This window comes from Pontibacillus marinus BH030004 = DSM 16465 (genome assembly GCF_000425225.1).
Classification (GTDB): Bacteria; Bacillota; Bacilli; order Bacillales; family BH030062; genus Pontibacillus; species Pontibacillus marinus.
In genome coordinates this window covers 83,908-95,712 of sequence record NZ_KE384335.1, presented here as the reverse complement: position 1 = coordinate 95,712, position 11,805 = coordinate 83,908, and the positions used below count along the sequence as shown (strand labels likewise).

The 11,805-nt window shown below is 39.1% G+C and carries 11 protein-coding genes; 2 read left to right on the top strand and 9 right to left on the bottom strand.

Annotation, left to right across the window (positions count from 1 at the left end):
- Nucleotides 1-400 precede the first annotated feature (400 nt).
- From H514_RS0120785 to H514_RS24125, 8 genes are all read right to left on the bottom strand, one after another.
- A complete protein-coding gene (locus H514_RS0120785) occupies nucleotides 401-994 on the bottom strand; it encodes an anthranilate synthase component II (RefSeq protein WP_027448696.1) in 594 nt (197 codons plus the stop codon).
- Between the two features lie 40 nt (nucleotides 995-1,034).
- Entirely contained in the window at nucleotides 1,035-1,847 is an 813-nt protein-coding gene (gene trpA, locus H514_RS0120780) for a tryptophan synthase subunit alpha (RefSeq protein WP_036841937.1), read from the bottom strand.
- Nucleotides 1,847-3,040: a tryptophan synthase subunit beta gene (gene trpB / locus H514_RS0120775; protein WP_027448694.1), complete on the bottom strand. Its 1,194-nt coding sequence runs from the start codon at nucleotides 3,038-3,040 to the stop codon at nucleotides 1,847-1,849. The genes trpA and trpB overlap by 1 nt, the downstream gene beginning before the upstream one ends.
- Nucleotides 3,021-3,674: a phosphoribosylanthranilate isomerase gene (locus tag H514_RS0120770; protein WP_027448693.1), complete on the bottom strand. Its 654-nt coding sequence runs from the start codon at nucleotides 3,672-3,674 to the stop codon at nucleotides 3,021-3,023. Before H514_RS0120770 ends, trpB begins: the two co-directional genes overlap by 20 nt.
- Complete coding sequence (trpC, locus tag H514_RS0120765) at nucleotides 3,664-4,434, bottom strand: indole-3-glycerol phosphate synthase TrpC (RefSeq protein ID WP_027448692.1); 771 nt, start codon at nucleotides 4,432-4,434, stop codon at nucleotides 3,664-3,666. The genes H514_RS0120770 and trpC overlap by 11 nt, the downstream gene beginning before the upstream one ends.
- The gene (trpD, locus tag H514_RS0120760; RefSeq protein ID WP_027448691.1) at nucleotides 4,427-5,452 is read right to left on the bottom strand and encodes an anthranilate phosphoribosyltransferase; all 1,026 of its coding nucleotides are present in this window, start codon (nucleotides 5,450-5,452) and stop codon (nucleotides 4,427-4,429) included. The genes trpC and trpD overlap by 8 nt, the downstream gene beginning before the upstream one ends.
- The gene (gene trpE / locus H514_RS0120755; RefSeq protein WP_027448690.1) at nucleotides 5,445-6,962 is read right to left on the bottom strand and encodes an anthranilate synthase component I; all 1,518 of its coding nucleotides are present in this window, start codon (nucleotides 6,960-6,962) and stop codon (nucleotides 5,445-5,447) included. The genes trpD and trpE overlap by 8 nt, the downstream gene beginning before the upstream one ends.
- 291 nt (nucleotides 6,963-7,253) lie before the next feature.
- A complete protein-coding gene (locus tag H514_RS24125) occupies nucleotides 7,254-8,222 on the bottom strand; it encodes a DUF2927 domain-containing protein (RefSeq protein ID WP_051255262.1) in 969 nt (322 codons plus the stop codon).
- A gap of 435 nt (nucleotides 8,223-8,657) precedes the next feature.
- Here H514_RS24125 and H514_RS0120745 point away from each other — a divergent pair, with 435 nt between their 5' ends.
- Together H514_RS0120745 and H514_RS23655 are read left to right on the top strand one after the other, a co-directional pair.
- Nucleotides 8,658-9,875, top strand: a complete 1,218-nt coding sequence (locus H514_RS0120745) for a helix-turn-helix domain-containing protein (protein ID WP_027448689.1) — start codon at nucleotides 8,658-8,660, stop codon at nucleotides 9,873-9,875.
- Between the two features lie 476 nt (nucleotides 9,876-10,351).
- Nucleotides 10,352-11,539, top strand: coding sequence for an MFS transporter (locus H514_RS23655; protein ID WP_051255261.1), 1,188 nt, complete (start codon nucleotides 10,352-10,354; stop codon nucleotides 11,537-11,539).
- A 63-nt stretch (nucleotides 11,540-11,602) separates the two neighbouring features.
- On the opposite strand, the gene H514_RS24875 is transcribed toward H514_RS23655, so the two are convergent.
- Nucleotides 11,603-11,805 (bottom strand): hypothetical protein (locus H514_RS24875; RefSeq protein ID WP_161625889.1); only part of this gene is annotated, 203 nt, incomplete at its 5' end.

The following is an 11,805-nucleotide window of genomic DNA, read 5'->3' as shown; positions in this document are numbered from 1 at the left end:
TGGAGACTAACGGACCATTATTTGGACTTTCCCACCACATATTGATTGGAAAACATATTCACAGAAGTTGCTTAGACCCTTGTCATGATAGGATTATACTACCTTGGAATTAGAACACCTCATCCTAGAACTACGGCGGTTCCGTTAGTCACCATTCGGCCAAGGTGGGCTGTGGAACGGGTTGACTCCAGCGGAAGAACGGAGTGACGAGACCCCGCAGAGAGCTTGCGAATGAGGAGGCTCGGCGCTTCGTCCGCAGGAAAGCAACCCGTTCCACAGCCCGCCGCACTCCACAAAAGCAACGGAACCTCTCAGTTTCAAGTCTTCAACATAACTGCCAGTTTGTTGAATAGAAACTAAAAAAAGCACTCCATAATCAGAGTGCTTCTCTATTTGAAGATTATCCAACTCTAGCTTCTGGTGCGATGCGGTAGAAATCCATAAAGTTAATCAGCATTTGTTTTCCGTGCTCAGTTAAAATCGATTCTGGGTGGAATTGAATCCCCTCGATAGCAAAATCTCTATGACGTACTCCCATCACATCTCCCGCACTATCCCTTACGGTGACTTCTAAACTTTCAGGGATCTCTTCTCCTTTTGCAATCAAGGAATGGTAACGACCAGCCTGAAGAGGATTTGGCAATTGATGATAGATACTCTTACCATCATGAATCATTCGTGACGCCTTTCCATGATAGAGCTGTTCCACTCGTCCAATAGAGCCACCCAGAGCTTGCACAATGACTTGGTGCCCGAGGCAAACACCTAGGATTGGGATCTTTCCAGCAAAATGTTTCACAACCTCTAAACTAATCCCAGCTTCATTTGGAGTACACGGACCTGGAGAGATAACAATCGCTTCAGGGTTAAGGCTCTCCATTTCCTTGATCGATATTTGATCGTGTTTTTTCACAAGTACTTCTACACCAAGTTCTCCAATATATTGTACGAGATTATACGTAAACGAATCATAGTTATCTATCATGATCATCATAGTTATCTCTCCTCTGCTCAACTCTTCTGTCTCCACTAAACTATTGCACTAATTCTACGATTTCTTGTTTAACCTTCTTTAATGCACTAGGGCGAGCACTCTCGCTTACCAGTTCATCATGATACCCATTAATCACTTTAATGATTTTACTGCCAATGATGACACCATCACTATATTGCTTCATTAGATGAACTTGTTCATTCGTTGATATCCCAAAACCTACTGCAACTGGGACTGAGCTATACGATTTAACTTTTTCAAGGAATGAGGATATATCTTGACTCAGCTCTTTTCTTTCTCCTGTCACACCTAGAGAAGAGACACAATATAAGAACCCTGTCGCTTGCTCAGCAATTTTTCGAATACGTGCTTCAGAATTTGGAGCTACTAGAGAAATAAGCTCAACACCAAATTCATGAGCATATTCTTTAAGTTCCACACTCTCCTCTAATGGGATATCTGGTACAAGTAATGCATCAATATCATGCTCTCTTAAATCTTGAAACAGCTGCTCCAACCCATATTGAAGAACTGGATTATAGTACGTAAATAATACCACAGGGATCTCAAGACCTTTTGAGCGCATTTTTGGTACAAGCTCTATCGATTCTTTTAAATTCATACCATGTTGAAGGGCTCTCCCTGCCGCCTCTTGAATCGTAGGTCCATCTGCGAGAGGGTCTGAGTAAGGCACGCCGAGTTCAAGAATATCTGCACCACTTTCTTGAAGGGTTAGAGCAAGCTCCACAGTGGCAGCAGGACTTGGATCCCCACTCATAATAAATGGAATGAACAGATCCTTTTCCTTTTGCAATCGTTGTTCAAAAGATGTTTGCACAGTGCTCTTGCTCATTATTCTCCCTCCTGTAATACATTCATTATGGTACTCATATCTTTATCTCCACGCCCAGATACATTTATGACGATGCTCTGGTTAGCGTCCATATCCTTTACTTCTTTAAACGCTTGCGCCAAAGCATGAGCACTTTCTATAGCAGGGATAATTCCCTCTTTTCGAGAGAGTAATTGCAATGCATCTAGCGCCTCATCATCCGTTACAGATTCGTAGCGAACACGTTTTGAAGCGTGTAAATAAGCGTGTTCAGGTCCAATTCCAGGGTAGTCTAAACCAGCTGAAATCGAATATGGTTCTGTTATTTGACCATGTTCATCTTGCATAAGATAGGTTTTTGAGCCATGTATAATGCCATCTGATCCTTTCGTTATAGTGGCAGCATGTTCCGGTGTATCGACACCCTTACCGGCCGCTTCCACTCCAACAAGTTCCACCTCATCTTCTAGAAATGGATAGAACATTCCGATGGCGTTTGAGCCTCCACCCACGCATGCATAGATGCGATTAGGTAGCGACCCTTGTTCAGCTAGAATTTGATCCTTTGTTTCATCTCCGATTACACGTTGAAAATCGCGTACCATTTTGGGATAAGGGTGAGGACCAACAACGGATCCAATCAAGTAATAGTGATCTTCACAGTTTGCAACCCAAAATCGAATCGCTTCATTTGTAGCATCTTTCAAGGTTTTGTTACCTGAGGAGACAGGAATCACTTCAGCTCCAAGCAATTTCATGCGAAAGACATTTAATTGCTGTCGTTCAATATCTTTTTCGCCCATAAATACTTTGCTCTCTAAGCCTAATTTAGCCGCTACTGTAGCAGAAGCAACACCATGTTGGCCTGCACCTGTTTCAGCAATGATTTTTTCTTTCCCCATCCTTTTTGCTAATAGGGCCTGACCTAAAGCATTATTTAACTTGTGTGCACCTGTATGATTCAGGTCCTCACGTTTCAAATATATTTTTGCACCACCTAGATACTCTGAAAGTTGGTCTGCGTATGTGAAGGATGTTGGTCTTCCACTGTAATCTTTTAATGCTTGATGATACGCCTCAATAAAAGATGGATCTTCCATAGCAGCTTGCAATGATTCATCGATTTCCTTTAAGGGTGCCATTAGAGTTTCAGGAACAAATTGTCCCCCGTATTCACCAAATCTTCCTCTAGAATCAGGATATGTGACTGACATGCTTGGACCTCCTCATAATCTCCTCTATTTTGTTCACATCTTTCTTTCCTTCCGATTCAATTCCACTAGAAACGTCAATTCCATGTGGTTTTAAAGATGCTAGTTCAAAAATATTTTCCGGGTTAACTCCGCCTGCGATAAAGCATGGAACGCCTTGCATTTCAGCTTCCTTAATATAGCGAGGGACAGCTTTCCAATCAAATTGTTTACCCGTTCCTCCCCATGCTTCTTTGGATTTTGCATCAACCACATAACCATCTATGACACCTTTATATAAGTGCATCAGTTCAACTGATGAGTCTGTATGGTGGATCGCTTTCCAAATGGTGCATCCGAATCTTTCTTTAATATTTAATACATGAGCGATATCCTCATAACCATGTAGTTGAATAACGTCCAAATCGATATTCTTCATAACCCCATCTAATTCACCTATCGTTGGGTTCACGAACACGCCCACAAGTTTCTGATTTTTTTCAAATTGTATTTGTTTAAGCCATTCTGCAAGTTCTTCTGGATCTACCTGCCTTTTACTATCAGCAAATACAACACCGATATATTCAGCTCCAGATTCAATCGATGTTTTTAAATCAAAAAGGGATCGGTTGCCACAAAGTTTCATATTAATCGACATGTGTTGGATCACACCCTATTAATTTACGGATATAAGAAATAGGTTCATCTTTTCTCATAAGAGCTTCACCAATAAGGACTGCTTCTGCTCCACTGTTCTTCACCTGCTTCAAGTCATGTCTAGTAAACAACCCACTTTCACTAACAAGTAGGCATTCTTTAGGTATGATTGAAGCAAGCTTACCTGTTGTATCGATAGTTGTTTCAAAAGTTGTTAAATCTCGATTGTTTACCCCTAGGATTTTTGGCGTAAATACATGAAGAACCTTACGTAACGTATCTTCAGAATGAACCTCTACCAAAACATCCAATCCGAATGACTCCGCATATTGATACAAGTCATATAGCTTGTTAGGATCTAATGCTTCTCCAATCAATAGAATGGCATCTGCACCAATTCTTGCACTTTCTTCTACCTGGATACGGTCAATAATAAAATCTTTACGTAAAACAGGAAGCTGAATTTGTTGTTTGATGCTTGTTACAAAATCACGATGGCCTTGGAAAAACTGTTCATCGGTCAAAACAGAGACAGCCGCTGCACCTGCTTGTTCATACATTTTCGCAATATCAACCGGATGAAAATCTTCACGAATAATTCCTTTCGATGGAGATGCTTTTTTTACCTCAGCAATGAGTCCGATTAATTTATTATGATTAGAAAGAGCTTCATAAAAGGATTGCTTCTCTACAGTTTGTTTAACGGGCAATGTAAGAGCTTCTAATTCTTTTTGTTTTTGATCTAATATTTTTTTAAGCATTCGAAACCCCTTCCTTACCTGAGCAAATAGATTGATAATAATTTAATACAATTCCGTTATCAAGAGCCTGCTTCACAATGGAAACACCATCTTTAATGGAGTCTATTTTCCCTGAGACGTATAGCCCCGCTGCAGCGTTTAACACGACAATGTCTCTTGCACTCTCATTAGAACGCCCTTCAAAAATTTCTTGGACCAACCGTGCACTTTCCATGGCATTCTGCACTTGTATATCTTTCAAGTTTCCTCTTTTTAACCCAACCTCTTCTGGTTTGAGTTCTGTACGGGTAATCTTTCCTTTATTCAGTTCAACAATGTCGGTTGGTTCTGCAATCGACATTTCATCAAGCCCTTCTTTGCCAGTAACTAATAGAACATGCTGTGATCCTAGAGAGCGCAATGTTTCAGCCAACTTCTCACCAAGTGTGTTGTCATATAAGCCAATCACCTGGTGTCTAGAATTCGCTGGGTTTGATAATGGTCCAAGAAGGTTGAAGAATGTTCGGAACCCTAATGCTTTTCTTGCTGGAACTGCATGCTTCATGGCTTGATGATATTGAGGGGCATATAAAAAGGTCATACCTTGATGAGCCAACCTCTCTTCAGCTTGCTCAGAAGTTGATTCAACCGGAATCCCTAACAACTCTAAAACATCTGCACTCCCGCTGGATGAAGAAACTTTACGATTTCCATGTTTGGCAACTTTCACACCCATGGAAGCTAACACAATTGCTACAGCCGTAGAGATATTAAAGGTAGAGTGACCATCGCCACCTGTACCACACGTATCAACCACTACTTCTTCATGATGTTGAATGGTTCTCATATGCTCTCGCATTCCATTTGTAAAGCCTAGCAATTCAGAAACAGTTTCACCTCGTAATCTCATAATGGATAAAAGACTTGTTAATTGCTCTGTAGATACTTGCCCTTTCATGATATGATCCATAATTGTATAAGCTTCTTGATCCGATAATCGGTCTCCCTCAATTAAACGGTTTAAGAATGGTTTAAGCATAGTAGGTGTCCTCCTTCTGTTCTTTTCCAAAAATGCGGTCGGCAATATGAAGCGTTTTGAATAAAGCATTGGCCTTATTCACGGTTTCTTGCCATTCCATTTCTGGATCGGAATCTGCTACAACACCTGCTCCAGCTTGAACATAAGCAAACTGGTCTTTAAGGAGAACCGACCTAATGGTAATGCATGAATCCATATTTCCATCAAAGCCATAATATACAACGCCACCACCATAAATACCTCGTGCATTCGGCTCTAATTCTTGTATAATTTCCATCGCTCTTCTTTTCGGTGCACCAGAGAGTGTGCCAGCTGGAAAAGCAGCTTGGAAGGCTTCTATGGGATGAACATCTTCTCTTAATTCACCTGTTACCTTACTGATCATATGCATGACATGAGAAAACCTCGTTACTTCTGTCAAAAGAGGTACCTGCACAGTTCCATAAGTAGCGACCTTTCCAATATCATTCCTAGCTAGATCTACAAGCATAAAGTGTTCAGCTTTCTCTTTCTCGTCGTTCATGAGCTCATCAGCTAGCGCTTCATCTTCTGCCTGATCATTTCCACGTTTTCGGGTTCCTGCAATAGGATGGATTTCAAGTTTTTTATTAGCCACCTGAATAAGGCGTTCTGGTGAGCTACCAACTACTTCATATTTTTCAAAATTCAAATAGAACATATAAGGGGATGGGTTTACGTGTCGTAACACACGATATAGTTCAAAGCCATCACATGACATTTCTTTTGCAAACCTCTGGGATAATACCGTTTGAAAGACATCTCCAGACAGAACATATTCTTTAATCGTTTCTACATCGCGCTTGAAATCTTCCTTATCATAATTGGAAGTAACCCCCTGAGCTCCCTGCTCTTCTTCTTGGTTATCAATAAAGAAAAGGTCCATTTGTTTTCTTGCTGATAAACGTTCTACAAGTTCATAGATCTGGGTTTGAGCTTCTTTGAAGGCGTTTGATTTCATTTGTTCATTTTCTTCTTCTGTACGTACATAGCGAATGATATGAACTTGATTTGTCTTATGGTCAAAAGCTATTAACGTACGACAAAACAGGAAATGATAATCAGGAAGTTCAAGGTCGTCATTTCGGTGCCTATTCATGTTTTCAAATGAAGAGACAGCATCATAGGAAACAAACCCTACGCCTCCACCTTGAAATGGTAAAGGAACTTCAGGTAATTTAACCTTTAAACGGTTAAATGTTTCTTCAAAAGCAGACTTCAAGCTTGGGTATGATGTATGTGTTTGTTGATCATGATCCGTAACAGAAACGGATTCTTGGTATTCTTGTAATGTTAAAAACGGATGGAGTCCTATAAAGGAATATCGTGACCATTCGGAGGCATGGTCACCACTTTCTAAGAGATATACCGCTTCGTCTTTAAGGCGGTCATAAATCTGTATTGGGGTTAACGTATCTGTGTAAAAAGAGTACGTTACAGGAATCGTTCGATAACCAGACGACTCCTCTAATAATTGAAGAATTTTATTCATTATTCTCACCTCTCCATATGGTATGGAGAATGAGAGGGTTGAGGAATTTTCATTGTGGAAATAAACCCCACGACAAATGGAGTTGTAACCTTATCTATTCATTACTCATCTAATCTCTTCTCTAACCTCAACTCAACTATCTCATTCTCATCTCATCTATACTCAACTAAGCTACTAATCTTTGCTAAAACTTGTATGTTAGTGTATTACACTCACACTGGGAATGTCAACTTAAAAAGAAAAAACTAAAAAAGCATCCTCTTATATAACAATAAGAGAATGCTCAGGCATTTATGGCAATAAATTGTGAAAAACTTCTATGGCTTCTACTTGCGTCATACCTGCTTTAATTTCATCTTCATAAAGCATTTGTATTAACGTTTTATCTAACTCTGTGTACGCTGTAACAGTGGTATAATCCTGAAAAAACATACTCTTTGGGTAGCTGTAAGAATCACGTGGAAGACCTAGGGATTGGGTTAGTTCTTCACGAATTAGATGCGACCTGCCCTTTGGAGTGGGTTTATCAGTTGAGATAAGAATTTCCGCTTCATCTATAACAAATTCACCAGGTTCCCACCAATAATAAAACAAGCCCCAATTTCCAGCCTTAGGGTTGTCTACATACTCACCAAAATCCTCCAAAGGAACAAAATAAATTTTTATATTTGGGTCTGAATCTACAAGCTTCAATTCAATATGATCTTGTAGTCCGTTCACCTCTGATATTGTATTTTGAAGAGCATTCATATCTTTATCCGAAGGGTTCCCAAATACCTTTATACGTGGGTTATTGTTCCATTTTCTAACTGGATAATCAGCGTCTCCCCACTCTGAACCGAAAGCAATTTCTTGAAAGTATTCCATAGCTTGTTCACTATACTTTGGCTTTCCTTTTGTTTTAAACTGTTTCTGCTCACCTTCCATCATTGGCATCCCTTTCGTAGAGATGATTGGTTGTTTTATATGTAAGGTGAACGTCGTAGTTGGATTGTAAGGAACAGTAGGTTGTATCGTTACAACCTTTTGATCTTGTGACAGATTTAATTGAACAGATGAAACTCGTTTACCTGTTTCCTCGTTCATCACATAGATAGAATCTGAGTTAATATAGTCTGGGGATATTGGTGTGTTGAAAGTGATCTTCCAGCTCTTATAGGTTGATACGGTCTCAAGCTCATCTGCATATGTAAGTGATTGATAGATAACGATAACAGTCATGCTTAATAGAATCACAATCAATGAACGAATCCACTTCAACAATCTCCCTCCCCTCTTTAAAATCAGCTACCTCTATCATATCATGTTATATCAATCCATGATGGGAAAAAATCTCCTTTTTAACATAATCCAAAAGTAGTGAATTTGCTAGAAAGTATGATGAAACTCTGAAAATCACTTACACCCCAAAATATATATTGACATGGCAATGACGAGACTGCTAAAGTAGCGAAAGTGACGTTGCATACGTCACGTACACACTACACTTCACTTCGTCCCTCGTGTTCGCGTATTGAGCAAAAGCTCGTACATGAACACGAGGGATTTTATTTCCCTTCCTTATACAAATATATGACAATTTCCCCATATCCAATAAACAAATATTCTACAAAAACACACATATATTATACATCTTTATTAAAAAGTGCTATTATTTACAATTGAACCACTCATTCTAAAAAGGAGAAATGTTTAATGCCTAACCTTGATCAAACCCGCCGAGTATTGATGACTTTTCATCATTCAACCCTTGTACCTGTGGGATTTGTGGAAAATAGCAGACAAACAAGGATTGCCTTAGGTGAACTAAAATCTCCTCTCCCTATTTTTGATGACGAGATGAACAACTTGTTTCAACAACACCTTCAAAAAGATCAACAGGTCCAGCTTATCTCTGACTCATTTCTACGCCATTTCATTCTTATTAAAATCAAGAATCACCATACAATGAAAGACGGATACTTTTGGATTGGTCCCTTTGTTTATCACGAAGTTCAATCTAGCGACATCGAACAAGCTTTTCGTCGAATAAAAGAAAATGTACATATATCAAAGAAAATATTATCCTATTACAATCAAATCCCTTGTGTGGATGCCCAACAAACCATTTATTTTAGTCATATTCTGCACGCATTATTAGAGAGTAATTGGAACACCCCTATTTTTGATCAAACGTTTGATCAATCGTTTGATCAAACACATCAACATTTAGTTTTCCCAACCCAAACAAAAGAACATCAAGAGCAATTTTATAAATACACTTACAGACTGGAAAGAAGATTTTTAGAAAGATTAAAAGAAGGAGATTCTGATGCTGCTGAGCTCGTTAAAAGTGTCCGTGATATTCCCGAACCAACCTTCGGCCATCAAGACACGATTCGTTCTTATAAGAATCGCATGATATCTACCATTACACTAATTGCACGTACGGCTATTGATGCAGGTGTAGATGAAGAAGAAGCACTATCTACTTCTTATTACTACGTTCATGAAACAGAACAAAAGTTACATTTAGAAGATTTGTTCCAACTTGAATTAATCATTGTTCATGATTATCTATCTAAAATACAAAACCATAATAAAGAGCACACCTATTTAATGAAGGCTTGCCTACAAAAGGTTATTGACTATATCCATGAACCTGTCTCAATAGAGTCCCTAGCTTTTGAACTGAATGTACGTCCAAATCAATTATCAAGCATGTTCAAAAAAGAAGTTGGGATCCCGTTACAACAATATATTCACCAACAAAAAATGAAAGAGATTAAGAAAAAGCTATTAAACTCAGATGATTCCATTCTAGATGTAGCAAACCATTATGGGTACCAGAGTGCTTCCCACTTCTCCCGGCTTTTCAAGAAATATGAGGGTACGACGCCAAGTAAATATAGAAAACAAAGCATAGATAAATGATGGGTTGATATTCAATCCATCATTTATTACGATTATTATAGATTTATAACTTCGACACAAAGGGGGTATGATTATGCTTACGTATGATGTGGCCATGAATGAAATACAAAGATTTATTGCTTTCATGAGCACAATTTTCGGGATTTTGCTTAACAACGGGACACGTGTGTCTTTTTTTAAGCAAAATTTCATAGCATCTTGTACGTAAGTATAATCTACCTGGTTAAGAAAAGTGCAAGCGACCGTTTAGCAACGCATGGACTGGACTGAGCCCGTAGTACGATAAAGGAAACACGATGAACCTTGGTGAATCGATGTTGACTTATCGTACGGAGGCGAGGGAAGTCCATGCGTTGCTGGTCGCTGGAGCTAGACAGCTAAGAACATATTTAAATTGAGCCTTAGCTAAAAATCAATGAGTTTAAACCACAGGTGTACTTACCTGTGGTTTTTTATTTGTGTTGGAGGAATTTTTAATGTCATTAACAAAACGGAATATAAATATGATCTATCTCTATGTGTTTATTGCCCAACTAGCTTTTGATCGAGCATTATGGGTTATTTATTTAAGTGACTCTGGTTTGTCTATGGGGCAAATCGGAATCATAGAGGCCATCATGCATCTAAGTGTTGTACTCTTTGAAGTTCCAACGGGCATGATTTCTGATTTGTACGGAAGAAAAGTTAGTATTTTATTGGGCAATGTGACAATGCTCGGTTATTCAGGATTCATGCTTTACAGTGACTCCCTCTCCCTTTTCGGACTAGCATTTATGTCACTAGGCCTTGGTATGACCTTTCGTTCTGGAGCTGAAGAAGCACTAGCCTATGATACACTCAAACAAGAAAACCGGGAAAAAGACTACACTCGTATATTCGGGAACATGACCGCTCTTTCCCTCCTCTCTCTAAGCATGGCCAAATTACTTGGGGGATGGATGGCTGATATTAGTTGGGAATGGGTCTACGGTAGCATGATTGCTGTTCATGTAATTACATTTATCCCCATTGCATTGTTAAAAGAACCTGAACGTGAACAACCAAAACAAAAACACATGAAGTTTATGGAACAGTGGAGAAATCAGTTTAAACAAGGTTTTTTTATATGGAAGGAAAACCCCACGATTCACATGCCGATTATTTTGTTTTTAGCAGCCACAACGACGATTGTAATTTTAACGTTTTATGGGCAGGAGTATTTTACAAGGTTAGGATTTTCTTCACTCATGATAGGCGTTATCTTTACTGTTGATGGTTTACTTGGTGTGGCAATGGCTAAATTAGCACACCGTTTAGAGCAAAAATGGGAATTCTTTAACGTTGTGAATTATGGATATGGACTCTACATTCTCTTCTTTGTTTTATTTATCGTTTCTCCTGAATGGGGGATTGTTGTAGCATTTCTAATTTTGTCCCAGTTAATTACGTTATTTGAACCGATCTTTTCTAATTTCATTCAAAACTTATTAAGTAGTGACGTTCGCTCTACGTTTTTCTCGATGATCAGCCTCGTAGAAAGCTTTGTCATTATGATAGGTTTCCCTCTATTTGGATATATGATTGGAACGATTGGCTTTCAAAATGGATTTTTTATTTTACTGATTGTGTTGCTTGTTATATACTCCCTTTCATTCATGAACAGATTCAAGAATAAACAATTATAGAACCATAAAAAACTTGCCATCTGGCAAGTTTTTTTAAGATTCTTTTTCAGCTGATTGTTGAATTTAAGCCCCCTTATCTTGAAGACTTGAAATCGAGATAACTAGTGAGGTGGAGGTGCAGGGGTGAGGGAATTCGGCGTCTAGCCGAGGGATTCCGTCGCTTACCCAAGGGATTACATCTCCTACCCGAGGGATTCCATCTCCTACCCGAGGGATTCCGTCACCTACCCGAGCGAATCCATCGCCTACCCGAGCGAATCCGTCGC

Coding starts and splice junctions, on each gene's coding strand:
- H514_RS0120785 (WP_027448696.1), bottom strand. CDS start 994: ATGATGATCATGATAGATAACTATGATTCGTTTACGTATAATCTCGTA.
- trpA (WP_036841937.1), bottom strand. CDS start 1,847: ATGAGCAAGAGCACTGTGCAAACATCTTTTGAACAACGATTGCAAAAG.
- trpB (WP_027448694.1), bottom strand. CDS start 3,040: ATGTCAGTCACATATCCTGATTCTAGAGGAAGATTTGGTGAATACGGG.
- H514_RS0120770 (WP_027448693.1), bottom strand. CDS start 3,674: ATGTCGATTAATATGAAACTTTGTGGCAACCGATCCCTTTTTGATTTA.
- trpC (WP_027448692.1), bottom strand. CDS start 4,434: ATGCTTAAAAAAATATTAGATCAAAAACAAAAAGAATTAGAAGCTCTT.
- trpD (WP_027448691.1), bottom strand. CDS start 5,452: ATGCTTAAACCATTCTTAAACCGTTTAATTGAGGGAGACCGATTATCG.
- trpE (WP_027448690.1), bottom strand. CDS start 6,962: ATGAATAAAATTCTTCAATTATTAGAGGAGTCGTCTGGTTATCGAACG.
- H514_RS0120745 (WP_027448689.1), top strand. CDS start 8,658: ATGCCTAACCTTGATCAAACCCGCCGAGTATTGATGACTTTTCATCAT.
- H514_RS23655 (WP_051255261.1), top strand. CDS start 10,352: ATGTCATTAACAAAACGGAATATAAATATGATCTATCTCTATGTGTTT.